Here is a 17,518-nt window from a genome sequence, read left to right on the forward strand (position 1 = left end):
GTTTCCAACCCCCGAAAGGATTGTCTACACCATGCGTCTGTTGTCCCGTCTTACCGCCACCGCCGCCGTTGCCGGTGCACTCACGATTGCCCCGCATGCCTCCGCCGACCTGTCTCAAGGCTTCTCCAATGCCGATGGCACCGTCAACTGTGAAAGCGCGAATATCGAAGGAACCTACGTAGCATGTTTGTCCGAAGGCGCACGAGCTACCAGCCCGCAGTGCAACCCGCCGGGCCAACTGGCACCGCGTTTTATTTACCATGCAGGCCGCTCTAAAGCTGATTGCTTCAACCAAGGGCTTACGACCACGAATTTCAAGCGTCTGCAGCCAGGCCAAGTTCACCAATTCAATGAAGTCACCGCTATCGCCGATGCGCAGGGCGGCATCCACTTCGTTGGCCCACAGGGCTACCTAGGCTACGCAGGAAAGAAGGCCGTATCTGGTTCGGAAGGACTGGGGGACGTCTCTTCCCGTGTCATGTAGTCCAAATGCAGCCCTCGTTTCATAAAAGGGCCCGGAGTTAGCCGGCCCCGCGTCACTCCTATTTCCTATTCCAAAGCTCGGATTCTCGCACTGTACCGCGAGAATCCGAGCTTTGCCGTTTATGGAATGAAGAAATACGGCGGCTGTTTTTCTTGAATAACATACGGCGGACTGCATTATTTGCTAGGGTGGCTGCATGAGTATTTCAGTAGCAATCGCCGGAGCCACAGGTTATGCAGGGAGCGAAATTCTACGCCTCGTGCTGTCGCACCCAGCGTACCTTTCAGGTGATCTGCGCATTGGCGCGCTCACGGGACACTCTAATGCTGGCGGGCGAGTCTCCGAACTCATGCCGCATCTGCCGCAGTTGGCAGACCGTGTCATCGAGGACACCACCCCAGAAGTCCTCGCCGGCCATGACATCGTATTCCTCGGTTTGCCGCACGGGCATTCGGCGGAGATTGGCCGTCAGCTGGGGGAGTCCGTCACCGTCATCGATTGTGCCGCCGATTTCCGCCTCCGCAACAAAGAAGATTGGGATGCATTCTATGGCGGTGAGTATGCCGGCGCGTGGCCCTACGGGATCCCGGAAGTTCCCGGCAACCGCGAGAAGCTCCAGGGCAGCAACCGCGTCGCTGTTCCAGGGTGTTTTCCCACCACGATTACCCTGGGGGCCCTTCCTGCCGTGGCGCAAGGGCTAATTGAGCCGGACCTGTCCGTCATCGCGATTACCGGTGTATCCGGAGCCGGTAAGAAGGCCTCCGTAGCTCAGTTGGGCGCGGAGACAATGGGCAACCTCAAGGCCTACAAGCCGGGTGGCACCCACCGCCACACCCCGGAAGTACTGCAGAACCTGCACCCCTTTACTCAGGAGCCGGTGTCCGTGAGTTTTTCTCCAGTGCTTGCCCCTCTGCCGCGCGGCATTTTGGCCACGATTACGGCGCCGCTGAAGGGGGGCGTCGACAAGCGCCGTGTTGCCCAGGCTTTCCGTGAGTTCTACGCCGACGAGCCATTTTGCCTTGTGCTTCCGGAAGGCCAGCAACCGCAAACCCAGAACGTGGTGGGCAGCAACATGGTTCATATTCAGGCACACGTGGATGAGCGCGCTAACCGTCTTGTCATCACTGCGGCTTTAGACAACCTATGCAAGGGCACCGCCGGCGCGGCCGTTCAGTGCATGAACCTCACCTTGGGCTGGGAGGAAACTCTGGGCCTGCCGCAGGCAGCCGTCGCCCCCTAGATAGCCAAATACTCGCCCGCGCGTTCCTCGCGCCACCCAATCCCGCTGGAACTGTAGTTCCGCTAAGACAAGGAGAAACTAGAAATGATTACTGCACCCGCCGGCTTCCTCGCTGGCGCCACGACGGCTGGGATTAAGCCCTCCGGAAAGCCGGATATGGCCCTTGTGGTCAATCAAGGTCCCAACTTTGATGCAGCCGCAGTGTTTACCCGTAACCGCGTGGTGGCCGCTCCCGTGAAGCTTTCCCGTGCAGCAGTAGCGGACGGTGCCATCCAAGCCGTCATTTATAACTCAGGCAACGCGAATGCCTGCAACGGCGTGCAAGGGGACAAGGATGCGGCGGCGATGGTAGCCGCTGTCTCCGAGCACACAGATATCCCCGCAGCCAACATCGCGGCGTGCTCGACGGGTCTTATCGGAGAGCTGCTTCCCATGGAGAAGGCATTGGCCGGTATTGAAGCGGTTGCCGGGGATCTCGGTTCTGATGAATCGCACGGTCAGGCCGCCGCGGAGGCAATCATGACCACCGATACCGTGGTCAAAGAATCGCTCTTTAAGGCCGAGGGCTGGAGCATGGGCGCCATGGGCAAGGGTGTGGGCATGATGGCTCCCTCTCTGGCCACCATGTTGGTATGCGTGACGACGGATGCCGTGGCCTCTCCACAAGCCCTGCACTCCGCCCTGCAGACCGCTAGTGATCAGACCTTCAACACGCTTGACGTTGACGGCTCGACCTCCACCAATGACACGGTCATCATCCTGTCCTCTGGCGCTTCCGATGTTGAGCCTAGCCAGGAAGAGCTGGATGCTGCTGTTCTGGCGGTGTGTTCCGATATCGCGGATCAGCTCCAGGCAGATGCCGAGGGTGTGACCAAGCGCGTGAAGATCACGGTCGAAGGAACCTCCACCGATGAACAGGCGCTGAACGCCGCGCGCACCTTGGGGCGCGACAACCTTTTCAAGTGTGCGATGTTCGGCTCGGATCCCAACTGGGGTCGCGTGCTCGCCGCAGTTGGCATGGCAGAGGCTGATATGGATCCGGAGAACATCTCGGTGTTCTTCAATAACCAGGCTGTGTGCGTTGGGTCCACCGGCGCGCCCGGCGCGCGTGATGTTGACCTTTCCGGGGCTGACATTGACGTACGCGTTGACCTAGGTACTGGTGGAAGCGGTACCGCTTTCGTGCGCACCACCGACTTGTCCCACGACTACGTGGAAATCAACTCCGCGTACAGCTCCTAAGAGAAGCAGGGAGGAAAGATGATTCAGGGACTCAGCAATGTAGACCGCGCTACTGTGCTCGCGGAAGCCTTGCCGTGGCTGCAGCACTACCGCGACAAGATCGTCGTCGTGAAGTACGGTGGCAACGCGATGGTGGATGACTCGCTCAAGGCCGCCTTCGCCGCCGACATGGTTTTCCTGCGCACCGTGGGCGCTAAGCCCGTGGTGGTGCACGGCGGGGGCCCGCAGATCAATGAGATGCTGGGCAAGCTGGGCATTGAAGGAGAATTCAAGGGCGGTTTCCGCGTGACCACCCCGGAAATCATGGATGTGGTTCGCATGGTTCTTTTCGGCCAGGTGGGTCGCGGTCTGGTGAATCTCATCAACTCCCACGGTCCCTACGCCGTGGGAACCTCCGGTGAGGACGCGGGTCTGTTTAAAGCCCGCAAGCGGTTTGTCGACGTCGACGGCGAGCCCACCGATATCGGCATGGTGGGAGACATCGTCAGCGTCGATCCCTCCGCCGTCATGGACATCATCGAGGCTGGACGCATTCCAGTGGTCTCGACTATCGCTCCCGGAAATGACGGCGAGGTCTACAACATCAACGCGGATATCGCAGCCGGTGCATTGGCACGAGCACTGGGTGCTGAGCGCCTTGTCATCCTCACCAATGTGGAGGGCCTGTACACCGACTGGCCCAATCGCGATTCACTGGTGTCGAAAATTGAGGTCGACAAACTCAAAGCCCTGCTCCCAGGCCTGGATTCGGGCATGATTCCGAAGATGGAGTCCTGCCTTATGGCTGTCGAGGGAGATGTGAGCGCCGCCCACGTCATCGACGGGCGTATCGCCCACGCCGTGCTACTAGAGCTGCTCACTACGGGCGGCATCGGCACGATGGTGCTGCCCAATGATTACAACCGTGAGGACTACCCAGAAGGCACGATCTTTAGGAAGGACGATAAGAAATGACCGCGCAGACCACACTGACGCAACGGTGGGGAGAGGTGTTAAGCAACACCTACGGCACCCCACCCGTGGCCATCGTGTCCGGCAAGGGCGCCACGGTGACCGATGAAGACGGTAAAGAATACATCGATATGCTCGCCGGCATTGCTGTGAACTCGCTGGGCTATGCCCACCCGGCCATCGTCGAGGCGGTCAGCGCTCAGGTGGCGACCGTTGGGCATGTCTCCAACCTCTTTGCCAGCAAACCCGTCGTCGAGGCTGCGGGCAAACTCCTGGAGAAGGTGGGGGATAGCGACGCCCGTGTCTTCTTCTCCAACTCCGGAGCGGAAGCCAATGAGGCTGCCTTTAAGCTGGCGCGCTTGACCGGCCGCCGCCGCATCCTCGCCGCGCACTACGGTTTCCATGGCAGGACGATGGGCTCTCTCGCTATGACCGGGCAACCTGCCAAGCGCAAGGCCTTCGAACCTTTCCCAGGCGGAGTGGAGTTCTATACCTACGGCGACATTGACTACTTGACCACCTTGGTGGAACAGAACCCGGAGGATACCGCCGCCATCATCTTGGAGCCCATTCAGGGGGAGACTGGTGTGATACCCGCGCCCGATGGATTCCTGCGCGCCGTGCGGGAGCTCTGTACCAAGCACGGGATCCTCATGATTGTCGATGAGGTGCAAACTGGTGTGGGGCGCACCGGTGATTTCTTCGCTTTCCAGCATGAGGGCGTTCTTCCTGACGTCATCACCATGGCTAAGGGCTTGGGCGCGGGTATGCCGATCGGCGCCACCATTGCCCGTGGTCAGGCTAAGGATCTCTTCACCCCGGGTTCCCACGGCACGACCTTCGGCGGCAATCCCGTTTCCTGTGCGGCGGCAGCGACGGTGCTGGAGCTTGTCGACGCCCCCTTCCTCGCCGACGTTGCCCGAAAGGGGGAGTGGCTACGCAGTGAGGTGGCCAAAATCCCGGCGGTGCAGTCAGTCAGGGGCCGAGGGCTTATGCTAGGTGTTGTATTAAATAAATCGGTGGCTAAGGACGTTGCGGCTGCAGGCTTGGACCACGGTCTCATCCTCAACGCCCCAAGCAGCGAGGTCTTGCGCTTGACCCCGCCGTTGGTGATCACCGATGAGGAACTCACGCAAGCAATCGATCGCCTGCATAAGGTACTGGAGGAAATAGGATGAGCGTGCGCCATTTCTTGGCAGATGACGACCTCACACCGGAGGAACAAGCAGAGGTCTTGGACCTTGCCTTGAAGCTGAAGAAGGACCCCTTCTCCGAGCGTCCGCTGGAGGGCCCGAAGTCGGTCGCGGTTCTTTTTGACAAGACGTCGACGCGCACGCGCTTCTCCTTCGAGGCGGGAATTGCTCACCTGGGCGGGCATGCCATCGTCACGGAGACAAAGTCCACGCAGATGGGTAAAGGCGAGACGTACCAGGACACCGCTGCTGTTCTCTCCCGGTTTGTCGAGGCAATTGTCTGGCGCACCTACGCACACCAGAACCTGCTAGAGATGGCAGAAACCGCGACGGTACCCATCGTCAACGCTCTGTCCGATGACCTGCACCCGTGCCAGATCCTGGCGGATTTGGTGACCTGCCGCGAGAATTTCGGTGACCTGGCTGGCCGCAAGGCCGTCTACCTGGGTGATGGCAACAACAACATGGCCAACTCCTATATGTTGGGCTTTGCCACCGCGGGCATGGAGATGACGATCATTGCGCCGGAAGGTTTCCAGCCGCAGCCGGAGTTTGTGGAACGTGCCCGGAAGCGCGGCACGGTGACCGTGACTGATTCTCTCGAGGCCGTCGACGGCGCCGACGTTGTTATCACCGATACGTGGGTGTCGATGGGCCAGGAAGATGATGGCAAGGACCGCCGGACCCCGTTCCTGCCCTACCAGGTCACCCCAGAGGTTATGTCCCGTGCCAAGGAAGAAGCGATCTTCCTGCACTGCTTACCGGCCTACCGCGGCAACGAAGTGACTGCAGAGGTCATTGACGGACCACAATCCCGCGTTTTCGACGAGGCGGAGAACCGCCTCCACGCACAGAAGGCGCTACTCGTGTGGCTTCTTGCAGCTCAGGAGGAGAAGTAGACGAATGACGACGACCCCAACTACGCGCAATGCCCGCCAGGCCAAGATTCTGGAGATACTCGACCGCACTCGGGTCACGAGCCAAGTTCAGCTCTCTGAGCTTTTGCTTGATGAGGGAATTGACATCACGCAAGCTACGTTGTCGCGTGATCTCGACGAGCTGGGCGCTAAAAAGGTAAAACGCGATGGTGGCCGTTCCTTCTACGTTGTGGGCGGCGAGCTGGAGCAGTTCGAAGACCAACTCAACGGTCCGCGTGAGAAGCTACGCCGCATGCTCGATGAGCTCGTGGTGTCGCATGACTACTCCGGCAATATTGCGATGTTGCGCACCCCCGCGGGTGCCGCGCAGTATTTGGCATCTTTCATCGACCGCGTGGGCTTGCCGGATGTCGTCGGTTGCATCGCGGGCGATGACACCATCTTCGTCCTCGCCCGTGAGGGATTAGGGGGCCGGGAGCTGGCGGAGAAGCTCACCAACCGCAGCATTTAACATTTATACGTAAGTCTGTATAATATAAATCAGTTCGATTCTTAGCACCTGTTTGTCTTAAAGGAGCAAATACTATGACTGCACGCGTTGTGCTTGCCTACTCTGGCGGTCTGGATACATCCGTCGCCATTCCCTACCTGGCCAAGATGACCGGTGGCGAGGTTATCGCCGTGTCCCTTGACCTGGGTCAGGGCGGCGAGGATATGGACTCCGTGCGTCAGCGCGCTCTTGACTGCGGTGCCGTCGAGTCCATCGTGGTTGACGCTAAGGATGAGTTCGCCGAAGAGTACTGCCTGCCCACCATTAAGGCGAACGGCATGTACATGAAGCAGTACCCACTGGTGTCTGCTATTTCCCGCCCGCTCATCGTCAAGCACCTGGTCGAGGCAGCCCAGGCGCACGGTGGTACTCACGTATCCCACGGCTGCACCGGCAAGGGTAATGACCAGGTGCGTTTCGAGGTTTCCTTCCGCGCGCTGGATCCCACCCTGGAAATCATTGCTCCCGCGCGTGACTATGCCTGGACCCGCGACAAGGCCATCGCCTTTGCCGAGGAAATCAACCTTCCCATCGAGCAGTCCGCTGCCTCTCCGTTCTCCATTGACCAGAATGTCTGGGGCCGCGCGGTAGAGACCGGCTTCCTGGAGGATCTGTGGAACCCGCCGACAAAGGATCTCTACGCCTACACCGAGCAGCCGGATCTGGGCAATGCCCCGGATGAGGTGACCATCACCTTCGATAAGGGTGTGCCCACCGCCATCGACGGCAAGCCGGTTACCGTCCTGCAGGCTATCGAGGAGCTCAACCGCCGTGCCGGTGCCCAGGGCATTGGCCGCCTCGACATGGTGGAAGACCGCCTGGTGGGTATTAAGTCCCGCGAGGTCTACGAGGCACCGGGCGCCATGGTGCTCATCAAGGCCCACGAGGCACTCGAAGATGTCACTGTGGAGCGCGAGTTGGCTCGCTACAAGCGCCTTACCGACGCCCGCTGGTCCGAGGAGGTCTACGACGGCCTCTGGTTCTCTCCGCTGAAGCGCTCGTTGGATGCCTTCACCGAGTCCACCCAGGAGAACGTCACCGGCGATATCCGCATGGTTCTGCATGCTGGTACCGCCACCGTAAATGGCCGCCGTTCGGGTCAGTCCCTGTACTCCTTCGACCTGGCCACTTATGACACCGGCGATACCTTCGACCAGACCGCTGCCAAGGGCTTTGTCCAGCTGCACGGCCTGTCGACTCAAATCTCTAACCAGCGTGACCGCGACGGCGGTTTCCCCACGGGCAAGTAGAACAACTAAGCCAAGGTAAGGAATCGATGCACAAGACCAATGAGGGTGCGCTGTGGGGCGGCCGCTTTTCGGGCGGCCCCTCCGAGGCGATGTTTGCCCTGTCCGTATCTACCCACTTCGACTGGGTGCTGGCGCCCTATGACGTGCTAGCCTCCAAGGCGCATGCCAAGGTGCTGCACAAGGCGGGCCTGCTTTCCGACGCCGACTTGGACACCATGCTCTCTGGGCTCAGTGAGCTGGGGGAGAAGGTTGCCTCCGGCGAGTTTGGGCCGCTGCCGACCGACGAGGACGTGCACGGGGCCATGGAACGCGGGCTTATCGACATCGTTGGCCCCGAGGTAGGCGGGCGCTTGCGTGCCGGCCGCTCCCGTAACGACCAGGTAGCCACCCTGTTCCGGATGTGGATTCGTGACGCCATTCGCGATATCGCACTCCAGGTCACTGACTTGGTGGAGGCCTTGGCTGGTCAAGCCGAAGCTCACCCGGATGCGATCATGCCGGGTAAGACCCACTCCCAGGCAGCGCAGCCGGTCTTGTTGGCACACGAACTACTCGCTCACGCGCAGCCATTGCTGCGTGATATTGAGCGCCTCCAGGATCTGGATAAGCGCTTGGCTGTGTCACCTTATGGCTCGGGAGCGCTCGCCGGCTCTTCGCTGCACTTGGACCCGGAAGCCATTGCTGAGGAGCTCGGCTTTGATGCCTCCGCAGAGAACTCTCTGGATGGCACGGCAGCGCGTGACTTTGCTTCTGAAACGGCCTTCGTCCTTACTCAGATTGCCGTCGATATGTCCCGTCTTTCCGAGGAGATCATCTACTGGTGTACTCCAGAGTATGGCTACGTCACTCTGGACGATGCCTGGTCCACTGGCTCTTCGATCATGCCGCAAAAGAAGAATCCGGACGTTCCGGAGCTGACCCGTGGCAAGACGGGTCGTCTCATCGGCAACCTCACCGGATTGCTCTCCACGTTGAAGGCGCAGCCTCTGGCTTACAACCGTGATCTGCAGGAAGATAAGGAACCCATCGTGGATTCGGTGGCACAGCTCAACTTGCTGCTACCGGCTATGACCGGCCTTATTGAGACCCTGACCTTCCACGAGGATCGCATGCGCGAGCTCGCCCCCCGCGGCTTTACTTTGGCTACTGATTTGGCCGAGTGGATGGTGCGCCAGGGCGTTCCCTTCCGCGAAGCGCACGAGGCCTCCGGTGCTTGCGTGCAAATTGCGGAAGCTCGGGGTGTTGACTTGGTGGACCTCACGGATGAGGAGTTGGCGGGCGTCGATAAGCGCCTGCTCGCCGAGGTTCGTGAAGTTCTCACCATCGATGGGGCAGTGGCCTCACGTTCTACCAAGGGCGGCACCGCCGGTGTGCGTGTGGCGGAGCAGCGTGAAAAGGTTCGTGAGTGCGCTGCTGCCGCGCGGAAGTGGGCAGAAACTCCACTGCGCTAGTCTCAACAAGCTCTGTCACCGCATGGCCGCTTTCGGCCATGCGGTTCTTTTGTGTGCGGGGTAGGGGAGGCCGCTCGTTTTGGCTGCGTGCGTATGTGTCGTGGAGCACTGTAGGGGGTGGATGGTGATGGGGGTCTCATTAGGTTGCTATAACGTTTCATTAGGGAATGTGAAGCAAAGGCACGTTCTTAACGCGGAAAGGACTATCTCCCTGATGACTGAACTACTTCGGCCACCGAACACGGAGTCGCACGAAAAAGAGAAAGCGGTCTATGCCTCGGAAGATCACGGACTGCAGAAGGGGATGAGTAACCGTCAGCTTCAGATGATCGCCATCGGCTCAGCTATCGGCACCGGGCTCTTGCTCGGCACCGGTGGCCGGTTGCAAACGGCGGGGCCCTTCCTCGCTGTTTTGTATTTGGTGTGCGGATTCTTTGGCTATATCATCCTGCGCTCGCTCGGCGAACTCATCGCCTACCGCCCAAGTTCTGGCTCTTTCGTTTCTTATGCCCGTGAGTTCTACGGCGAGAAGACCGCTTTTATCACCGGCTGGCTCTACTGGGGAAACTGGGCTGCCACCTTGGTCGCAGATGGCACGGCCGTGGCCATCTATATCAAATGGTTTGGTCAGTACACCTCGTGGTTAGACGCCGTCCCGCAGTGGGTGCTGGCCCTGGGCGTTGTGTGCAGCATCCTCTTGTTCAACATGCTCTCGGTAAAGATCTTTGGCGAGCTGGAGTATTGGTTCTCCATGATCAAGATCATCGCCCTCTTGGTCTTCATGGCGGTGGCCATCGGGGTGGTCATTCTGGGCCACCCCAACGGTGACCCCACCGGTTTTAGCCTTATTGCTGATGCCGGTGGTTGGCTTCCTAATGGCCTGTTGCCTGCAGTAATTGTCATCCAGGGCGTTGTCTTTGCCTATGCAGGCATCGAGTTGGTAGGTACCACGTCGGGTGAGACAAAGGACGTCGAAAAGCATATTCCGCGTGCGGTGAATAGTGTTCTATTCCGTATCGTGGTCTTTTATTTCGGCAGCGTGCTGCTGCTGACCCTGGTTTTGCCCTACACCACCTACGTCACAGAAGTATCGCCATTCGTGACCTTCTTTGAGTCACTTGGCGCAGGTTATGCTGCGCCTATCTTCCAGCTGGTGGTAATCACCGCTGCGATTTCCTCATTGAATGCCGGTCTGTATTCGACGGGCCGCATCATGTACAACATGTCTACTGCTGGCTCCGGGCCCAAATTCGGTGCCCGCATGTCCAAATCTGGCGTTCCTTATGGAGGCATCGTGATGGCCGCCTTCGTCGGTCTCGCTGGTGTGTTTCTTAACTATGTGGTGCCCGAGATGGCATTCGAAATCGTGTTGAACTTGGCCGCGCTGGGCACGTTGGCGTCGTGGGCCGCCGTGGCCATGTCGCACATCAAATTTGTGCACCTGGCAAAGAAGGGGCGCTATACCCGTCCAAATTATCGCTCGCCCTTCGGCCAAGCAGGTGATTGGTCTGTGCTTGCCTTCATCGCGGTGGTCATTATCCTTATGGCTTTTGACTACCCAATCGGAACCTTCGCTCTGGCCTCTACGCTGCTTCTCATTCCGGTGTTCGCTGCCATGTGGTTTGCCTGGCGTGAGCGTATCTACACCATCGCGGCGGAGAGGAAGGCCAAGCACCTTCCTACCTCGCGCTTCCCAGCCGCGCCGCAGACGGACCTTCACCCGAAGAACTAATACAAGGATCAAGATCGGAGATTGCAATGAACCATGCTGTCAAATTCGTAGATGTAGAGAATATGGCGCGCTGGATACAGCGTGAGGGAGTAGAAAACATCATTATCGGAATGGTGGACTACCTTGAGGCGGACTACCGCGAATGGGAGCGATTCGACAAAATCGCACGCGTGGCTTCTCACACCCCGTTCGGCGTCATCGAACTCATGCCTACCTCCAATGGCAAGGAGTACTCCTTCAAGTACGTCAATGGTCATCCTTCGAACCCCGCACGTGGCTTTCAGACGGTAACTGCTTTTGGCGTGCTTGCTGACGTCGACAACGGTTACCCCACGTTCGAGGCCGAAATGACTTTGCTTACGGCACTGCGCACGGCGGCCACCTCCGCCATGGTGGCAAAGCACCTAGCCAGAAAAGACTCCAAGCGTATGGCCATGGTGGGGGCTGGCTCGCAGTCAGAGTTCCAGGCCCTTGCATTCCGCGGTGTCATGGGGATCGATGACATTGCCATTTATGACATTGACCCGAAGGCGGTAGAAAAGTTCCAGCGAAACTTGGAGCCATTGGGATTCAACATCAAAGCCTGCTCGAGTGTTGATGAAGCCGTACAGGGAGCCGACATCATCACCACCTGCACAGCTGATAAAGCCCAGAATCAAATTCTGGCCGAGCATCACGTCACACCTGGCGTGCACCTCAATGCGGTCGGCGGTGACTGTCCGGGCAAGACCGAGCTAGAGAGCTCTATCTTGGACAAGTCCAAGGTCTTTGTTGAGTTCCCAGAACAGACGCGCATCGAGGGCGAGATTCAACAGAAGTCGGCAGACTTTCCAGTGGTCGAGTTCTACCAGGTACTTACTGGGCAGGCGACGGGACGTGATAGCGATGACCAGATCACGCTTTTCGACGATGTCGGATTCGCCATCAATGACTTTTCTGCCCTTCGCTACCTTCGTGATTCTGTAAGGGGTACTGACTTGGAGTCAGAGATCGATATCATTGCCAACCCGGAGGATCCTAAGGATCTCTTCTCATTGGTCGCGAACGTCCCTTCGCTTCTTTAGCCCAATGGTCGGGACAGAGTCGCCGCCCTTTTCTCTGTCCCCGCTGTGGCCGCATTGGACTTTGCAGTTCCTATTGGGGCAATCGCTTTCGGGTAGCAACAGCGGGGGACTGCATCGGGGGTGCGCGATCGGTAAGTCGAGCACCATGGCGGAGTGCCTTTTATGATTTAGGTCATGAGTAGCGCACAGCCGGGTGGACGAAAGAAGTCAGTTATCGCAGCCCTCGCCTTCCTTGTTGTCGCTATCGTCTCCGTGGTAGTGGGGCGTGGCTGGATTTCGATGCCCAGCTTTAGCTTTCCCAGTTCGCCCTCCTCGCATCGTGACCTCCTCCACGTGAAGGGTGCCATCAGTCCGGAAGATGAGGAGTTTTTTAAAGCCGCGGAGCGGCAACAGGTATTTGCAGAGGTTGGCATCTCGGTGACGTATGACGTTTTCTCGCCCCAGAACTTGGTAGAGATTGCTAGCAAGCCCGACCCTGACTATGACTTCGTCATGCCCGTTGTGGATGGTGTGGCACGTGTTGCTGAGACGAAGGATAAATCCACGACCATCACTGGAGCTGACCCGCACTCGGTCGTTGCATTCTCTACGCCACTCATCGCACTGGTCTATACGGATTTGGTGGACGATATGGAATCTCAAGGCTTGGTGGTCGACAACGGCGGTAGCAAGTCCCTCGATCTTGCAAAATTGAACGAGATATCAAAGGAAGGCACACGCTGGCGCGATATTAGCCCGTCTTTTGGATCTCCTCGCGTTGTCGATGTTGCGGTTCCCAGCCTCCGCGAATCCAATGCAGCGTTGCAGTATGCCGCCCTGATTCGTTCCGTCGGGGGAAGAGCAGGCGGTGATGATGCCATGCAGCGACTACTCGTCGGTCAAGGGCACGGAGAGGCTAGCACGCAGGGAATTTTTGATACCTACCTGCGTCTTGGGAAGGGCGAGATGCCCATGGTGTTGGCCACCGAAGCCGAGTACGTAGCCGAACTTTTAAAGCAATCAGATTCTGAGGGCAGTACGAAGCTCAAGGACTACACTCCTTTAGCTCTCGTCCCAGGGGCAATGCTGACCTCCACCGTCGTCCCGCAAACGGAGGAAGGTGATGCTTTCGCCGCCGCCGTGAGTGACCGTTCAATTCAAGGTGTTGCCGGGATGCAGGGATACCGCACGGAGCCGACCAGCATCTTCGACAAGCTGGTCGCTGACGTGGAGTACAGCCCTCTCCCGCTGCCAACTCAACAACGTCCCACGTCTTGGCAAGACTTTGAAGCCATTCAGCAAGAGCTGGGATTAATCACGGGAAACGAACTCCCGGAAAGGATGATGTGAATGTTGCGATCCCTGAAGGCATTCGTCGCCGTGTCGTGCATTATGGCTCTTGCTGCTTGTTCCGCTGTCAGTGGAAACAGTTGGCTCGACGACTCAACCTCAAGCGAACAAGAGCAAGACGGTGACCTGAAGATTGTCGCCGCAACGGAGCTTGCACCGCTGGAGCCGGTCCTGGAACAGGCCTCCGAGGAGCTCGGCTTTGATATCACCATGACCACGGAGTCAGGCACGTTGGAGAACTCCCGTTCGCTGCAACAAGGAACCTTTGACCGTCACTATGACGCCACGTGGTTCGCCACCAACCGCTACGCCCGCATCATTGGTGCCGATAGCAAGTTGGGAAAGGAATTCAGCGTCGCGCGCTCACCTGTGGCGTTGGGCGTGCATAAGGATATCGCACGCAAGCACGGATGGGACACTACGCAGCCGACCTGGCAGGAGATTTCAGATTCAGGTATCACCTTTGGGATGACCGACCCATCAACGTCGAACTCGGGTTTCTCCGCCTTGTCTGCGGCCACCACCGCTTTCGCGGACACTGGCCGAGCGCTAACGGAGGAGGATATCTACAAGGCTTCGGACAAGGTCCAAGACCTGTTTGGTAATCAGACGCTCACCTCTGGCTCCTCGGGATGGTTGGCGGATCGCTTCCGCGAGCATCCGGAGCAAGCGGACGCGATTATTAACTACGAATCCGTGCTCTATCAGCTCCAGGACGAAGGCGCAGACCTACAAGTGGTCATTCCTTCCGATGGTGTCATTTCCGCGGATTATCCACTCACGGCCCTTCATAGCTCCCCAGACGATGACGCAGAAACTAAAGTACAGGCGCTGGCTGATTGGTTGCGTGATTCTTCCCAGCTGCTGAAGAGCTACCACCTGCGTGTGGACAATTCCGATCTGCCGGGCACCATGTTCGAGCTTCCTTATCCCGCTAACGAGAAGACTGCACAGGCGCTGGAGGCCGCATTCGCCCACGAGCTGCGCAAACCCGGCAACACGTCTCTTGTGCTGGATACCTCGGGTTCTATGGAAGGTGAGCGTATCGAGCTTCTCAAGAGCAGCTTGCGCCCGCTTATCGACGGCTCTGCGGACGGCAATACCGCAGAACAAGGCCAGGTTGCCTTCCGTAACCGCGAGCAAATCAAGCTCATGCCGTACTCGTCCGAACCTCAGCCAGTGACCCGCGCGGTGATGGATACCGAAAACATGGGCTCGGTCAAAGAACTGGCGGATCGAGTAGAGGATTTGCAGGCCGACGGAGAAACCGCCACGTTCGACTCAGTGCTTAAAGCCTTTGATGAGCTGAGCACTGGCGACGGCGATATTGGCACCGTGGTGCTCATGACCGACGGTGAGGTCACTCGCGGCCGAACCTTTGCTCAGTTCAAGGAGGCGTACGAACAGCTCCCACCGGACAAGAAGGATATCCCGGTGTTCGTCATCTTGTACGGTGAAGCCAACGTTCAAGAGATGGAGGAGCTAGCCCAACTCACCGGCGGCAAAACCTTCAACGCCATCGACGGTGATCTGGCCGGGGCCTTCGAAGAAATTCGCGCTTATCAGTAAATCACCCTCTCCATTGTCAAGGAAGGCAGGCATCCATGGACGACGTAACCCCTCGCAAGGTAATTGCCGCAGTTGTAGTGACGGTGCTCGTCGCTGCCTTGCACTTCCTCACTGGCGGCGGCCTGGGATTCCTTTGGCCAATCGTGGCGGCCAGCTGCGGCGCGGCAGCCGGATTTCTCATCCCGCCGGAGAGGCAGGGCAAGGAGCTTCCGGCCCCTCCGGTGTCTGAGGCGGACCGGCTGACCACAAGCCTGAAGAGCACTCGCTACAGCCTGCACCACCGAGACATTCCGGCGCCCGTAGATCGCGCGTGGACGGAGTTCGACGCCTCGGCAACGTGGGTGCTCAACAACTGGGACAGGCTCGATGATGCCCCAAGTCAGCAGTCCCTTGTCCGCGACATGATTGAGGAGCACTCGAGCAGTTTGGTGAAGTCCTATTTAGAAGTAACGGAACTCAACGAGCCCGCAGCGGTCAAAGAGGTAACTGAGGCGCTGGGGATACTCAATCGAGAGATGACGGAGATTCGTGACGCCATTGCCCAGAACTCGGTCCGTGGCCTGCAGGATCACTCCATGGCGCTGAAGCTGCAATTTGGTGGGACCACTCCTTCTGCAGATTCCAAGGAGGTGTAGGGTTGGCGGGTATGAGTCTTGATCCGAAGCTGCTCGACATTTTGGTGTGTCCGCAGGACAAAGGCCCGCTGAACTACCTGGAAGAAGAACAGGTACTGGTCAATGACCGGCTAGGGGTGGCCTATCCCATTGAAAACGGTATTCCCGTCATGCTGGCCGATCACGCAACACCGTGGCCGCCAACTGACGACGATGCCTAAGACGCATCCCGCGAATTTAGTGGTCTTTGCGAACACTTATCCCGTCCAGCCGGAATCGAAGTAAAAGGAGCCTCCATGAACATCATTGATGAGCTGCAGTGGCGCGGCCTCATTAACCAGTCCACAGATCTCGACGCCCTCCGCGCGGCTTGCGAGGAACCCATCACTCTATATTGCGGTTTCGACCCCACGGGTGACTCCTTGCACGCGGGCCACTTGGTGCCGATGATTATGCTGCGCCGTTTTCAAAAGGCCGGGCATCACCCAATCGCCCTCGCTGGTGGCGCTACGGGGCAAATCGGCGACCCGCGGGATGTGGGGGAGCGCTCCATGCTTTCGCAGGAGACCATCAATGAGAATATGGTGGCTATCAAGAAGCAGCTGCGCCAGTTCATTGACTTCGAGGGTGAGAACGCGGCGACCATGGTCAACAACGCGGACTGGACTTCTCAGATGTCTGTCATTGACTTCCTGCGCGACGTGGGAAAGAACTTTTCTTTGAATACGATGCTGGACCGTGACACGGTCAAGCGTCGCTTGGAGTCCGACGGAATCTCGTACACTGAGTTCTCCTACATGCTGCTTCAGTCCAACGACTACGTGCACCTGCATAACGAGCTGAATTGTGTCCTGCAGATCGGCGGTGGCGACCAGTGGGGCAACATCGTATCCGGCGTGGATCTCAACCGACGTGTCAACGGTGCGAAGGTTCACGGCCTTACCGTTCCGTTGGTTACGGACGCCCAGGGGCAGAAGTTCGGTAAATCCACCGGTGGCGGAAAGCTGTGGTTGGATCCGGAGAAGACGTCCCCGTACGCGTGGTACCAGTACTTCCTAAACGCTGGCGACTCTGTGGTCATCGACTACCTGCGTTGGTTCACCTTCCTTGATCAGGAAGAGATTGCTTCCTACGAACAGAAGGTCGCGGACGAACCATTCCGTCGTGAAGCGCAGCGCAGGTTGGCCCAGGAGATGACCACATTGGTGCACGGTGAAGAGGCTACGAAGGCTGTGGAGCTAGCAGCGCAGGCACTGTTCGGCAAAGCTGAGCTCACTGATTTGGACGAAAATACCCTGGCTGGTGCCTTGTCTGAGACCACTGTGGCAGAGATTTCCGCAGGGGAGCCGCGAACCATTGTTGATTTGTTGGTTGCCGCTGGCTTGGCCGATTCGAAGGGCGCTGCCCGACGCACCATCAAGGAAGGTGGCGCGTACGTCAACAACAAGCGCATTGAGTCTGATGAGTGGGAGCCGGACGCTACGGATCTGCTTCACGGTTCGTGGCTTGTTCTGCGACGAGGAAAGAAGAACTTCGCCGGTGCCAAGCTCAGCTAACAACCGGTCTTCTTAGTCGGAGCAGACCATGCCTATCCCGCCGCCTTGTGCGGCGGGATTCGTCGTTTTTCTAGACCTGCGATTCACAACCGGGATAAGAACTGCTCGAAAAAGCATGAATACCTGGGGATTTGTTGTTTGTTGGGGGTGTGCGTATATTTATCGAAGTCGCCGCGAGACGCTGGTGACACGGAGATTAACTCCCAGTTGACAAGGTTTAAACTTGTTTACTAGAGTGTGAACTCCAGCCGCTCAAGACGGTGAATGATAAAGATTCATTGCGCTGAGTGTGCGAACGATGTTTGAGAACTCAATAGTGTGCCAATGTACTTTTTGTGTTGGTTGGTTTTATTCATTGTGGCTGTGATACGCCGTATGCGTATCACGGTTGGTGTATGCCGGATGGCGCTTTTCC

General features: G+C 58.2%; 16 protein-coding genes. All 16 read left to right on the forward strand.

All coding sequences use genetic code 11. From position 1 onward, the window contains the following. The first annotated feature begins 31 nt into the window (after positions 1–31). The 16 genes from HMPREF2808_RS04885 (at position 32) to tyrS (ending at position 17,103) form a co-directional block, all read left to right on the forward strand. Entirely contained in the window at positions 32–484 is a 453-nt protein-coding gene (locus HMPREF2808_RS04885; protein WP_070523167.1) for a hypothetical protein, read from the forward strand. A 196-nt stretch (positions 485–680) separates the two neighbouring features. Beyond that, positions 681–1,724 carry an N-acetyl-gamma-glutamyl-phosphate reductase gene (argC, locus tag HMPREF2808_RS04890; RefSeq protein ID WP_070624036.1) on the forward strand — a complete coding sequence of 348 codons (1,044 nt, stop codon included), beginning with the start codon at positions 681–683 and terminating at the stop codon, positions 1,722–1,724. Between the two features lie 84 nt (positions 1,725–1,808). Then, entirely contained in the window at positions 1,809–2,966 is a 1,158-nt protein-coding gene (argJ, locus tag HMPREF2808_RS04895) for a bifunctional glutamate N-acetyltransferase/amino-acid acetyltransferase ArgJ (protein WP_070523160.1), read from the forward strand. 18 nt (positions 2,967–2,984) lie between these two features. Further along, a complete protein-coding gene (gene argB, locus HMPREF2808_RS04900) occupies positions 2,985–3,920 on the forward strand; it encodes an acetylglutamate kinase (protein ID WP_070523157.1) in 936 nt (311 codons plus the stop codon). Beyond that, positions 3,917–5,095: an acetylornithine transaminase gene (locus HMPREF2808_RS04905; protein ID WP_070624039.1), complete on the forward strand. Its 1,179-nt coding sequence runs from the start codon at positions 3,917–3,919 to the stop codon at positions 5,093–5,095. Before argB ends, HMPREF2808_RS04905 begins: the two co-directional genes overlap by 4 nt. Further along, a complete protein-coding gene (argF, locus tag HMPREF2808_RS04910; protein ID WP_070624041.1) occupies positions 5,092–6,009 on the forward strand; it encodes an ornithine carbamoyltransferase in 918 nt (305 codons plus the stop codon). The genes HMPREF2808_RS04905 and argF overlap by 4 nt, the downstream gene beginning before the upstream one ends. Before the next feature lie 4 nt (positions 6,010–6,013). Further along, on the forward strand, positions 6,014–6,499 hold the full coding sequence (locus HMPREF2808_RS04915; RefSeq protein ID WP_070529935.1) for an arginine repressor: 486 nt from the start codon (positions 6,014–6,016) through the stop codon (positions 6,497–6,499). A 74-nt stretch (positions 6,500–6,573) separates the two neighbouring features. Next, positions 6,574–7,788: an argininosuccinate synthase gene (locus HMPREF2808_RS04920; RefSeq protein ID WP_070529937.1), complete on the forward strand. Its 1,215-nt coding sequence runs from the start codon at positions 6,574–6,576 to the stop codon at positions 7,786–7,788. Between the two features lie 26 nt (positions 7,789–7,814). Next, positions 7,815–9,239, forward strand: coding sequence for an argininosuccinate lyase (gene argH, locus HMPREF2808_RS04925; protein WP_070624043.1), 1,425 nt, complete (start codon positions 7,815–7,817; stop codon positions 9,237–9,239). A gap of 214 nt (positions 9,240–9,453) precedes the next feature. Continuing rightward, complete coding sequence (locus HMPREF2808_RS04930) at positions 9,454–10,971, forward strand: amino acid permease (RefSeq protein ID WP_070624045.1); 1,518 nt, start codon at positions 9,454–9,456, stop codon at positions 10,969–10,971. Between the two features lie 26 nt (positions 10,972–10,997). Next, positions 10,998–12,035, forward strand: coding sequence for an ornithine cyclodeaminase (locus HMPREF2808_RS04935; RefSeq protein WP_070624047.1), 1,038 nt, complete (start codon positions 10,998–11,000; stop codon positions 12,033–12,035). Positions 12,036–12,209: 174 nt separating this feature from the next. Next, on the forward strand, positions 12,210–13,364 hold the full coding sequence (locus tag HMPREF2808_RS04940; RefSeq protein WP_070624049.1) for a hypothetical protein: 1,155 nt from the start codon (positions 12,210–12,212) through the stop codon (positions 13,362–13,364). Next, the gene (locus HMPREF2808_RS04945; protein WP_070624051.1) at positions 13,365–14,933 is read left to right on the forward strand and encodes a vWA domain-containing protein; all 1,569 of its coding nucleotides are present in this window, start codon (positions 13,365–13,367) and stop codon (positions 14,931–14,933) included. It abuts the gene before it with no gap. Positions 14,934–14,968: 35 nt separating this feature from the next. Further along, positions 14,969–15,568 (forward strand): hypothetical protein, encoded by a 600-nt coding sequence (locus tag HMPREF2808_RS04950; RefSeq protein WP_070523128.1) that lies wholly within the window; start codon positions 14,969–14,971, stop codon positions 15,566–15,568. Between the two features lie 11 nt (positions 15,569–15,579). Further along, a complete protein-coding gene (locus tag HMPREF2808_RS04955) occupies positions 15,580–15,768 on the forward strand; it encodes a Trm112 family protein (RefSeq protein WP_070523125.1) in 189 nt (62 codons plus the stop codon). A gap of 75 nt (positions 15,769–15,843) precedes the next feature. Further along, entirely contained in the window at positions 15,844–17,103 is a 1,260-nt protein-coding gene (gene tyrS / locus HMPREF2808_RS04960; protein WP_070523122.1) for a tyrosine--tRNA ligase, read from the forward strand. Positions 17,104–17,518: the final 415 nt, after the last annotated feature.

Source organism: Corynebacterium sp. HMSC078A10, assembly GCF_001811565.1.
Taxonomy (GTDB): Bacteria; Actinomycetota; Actinomycetes; order Mycobacteriales; family Mycobacteriaceae; genus Corynebacterium; species Corynebacterium hesseae.

What these genes read in the sequence shown, in the direction of transcription:
- HMPREF2808_RS04885 (WP_070523167.1), top strand. Translation starts at nt 32, where the DNA reads ATGCGTCTGTTGTCCCGTCTTACCGCCACCGCCGCCGTTGCCGGTGCA.
- argC (WP_070624036.1), top strand. Translation starts at nt 681, where the DNA reads ATGAGTATTTCAGTAGCAATCGCCGGAGCCACAGGTTATGCAGGGAGC.
- argJ (WP_070523160.1), top strand. Translation starts at nt 1,809, where the DNA reads ATGATTACTGCACCCGCCGGCTTCCTCGCTGGCGCCACGACGGCTGGG.
- argB (WP_070523157.1), top strand. Translation starts at nt 2,985, where the DNA reads ATGATTCAGGGACTCAGCAATGTAGACCGCGCTACTGTGCTCGCGGAA.
- HMPREF2808_RS04905 (WP_070624039.1), top strand. Translation starts at nt 3,917, where the DNA reads ATGACCGCGCAGACCACACTGACGCAACGGTGGGGAGAGGTGTTAAGC.
- argF (WP_070624041.1), top strand. Translation starts at nt 5,092, where the DNA reads ATGAGCGTGCGCCATTTCTTGGCAGATGACGACCTCACACCGGAGGAA.
- HMPREF2808_RS04915 (WP_070529935.1), top strand. Translation starts at nt 6,014, where the DNA reads ATGACGACGACCCCAACTACGCGCAATGCCCGCCAGGCCAAGATTCTG.
- HMPREF2808_RS04920 (WP_070529937.1), top strand. Translation starts at nt 6,574, where the DNA reads ATGACTGCACGCGTTGTGCTTGCCTACTCTGGCGGTCTGGATACATCC.
- argH (WP_070624043.1), top strand. Translation starts at nt 7,815, where the DNA reads ATGCACAAGACCAATGAGGGTGCGCTGTGGGGCGGCCGCTTTTCGGGC.
- HMPREF2808_RS04930 (WP_070624045.1), top strand. Translation starts at nt 9,454, where the DNA reads ATGACTGAACTACTTCGGCCACCGAACACGGAGTCGCACGAAAAAGAG.
- HMPREF2808_RS04935 (WP_070624047.1), top strand. Translation starts at nt 10,998, where the DNA reads ATGAACCATGCTGTCAAATTCGTAGATGTAGAGAATATGGCGCGCTGG.
- HMPREF2808_RS04940 (WP_070624049.1), top strand. Translation starts at nt 12,210, where the DNA reads ATGAGTAGCGCACAGCCGGGTGGACGAAAGAAGTCAGTTATCGCAGCC.
- HMPREF2808_RS04945 (WP_070624051.1), top strand. Translation starts at nt 13,365, where the DNA reads ATGTTGCGATCCCTGAAGGCATTCGTCGCCGTGTCGTGCATTATGGCT.
- HMPREF2808_RS04950 (WP_070523128.1), top strand. Translation starts at nt 14,969, where the DNA reads ATGGACGACGTAACCCCTCGCAAGGTAATTGCCGCAGTTGTAGTGACG.
- HMPREF2808_RS04955 (WP_070523125.1), top strand. Translation starts at nt 15,580, where the DNA reads ATGAGTCTTGATCCGAAGCTGCTCGACATTTTGGTGTGTCCGCAGGAC.
- tyrS (WP_070523122.1), top strand. Translation starts at nt 15,844, where the DNA reads ATGAACATCATTGATGAGCTGCAGTGGCGCGGCCTCATTAACCAGTCC.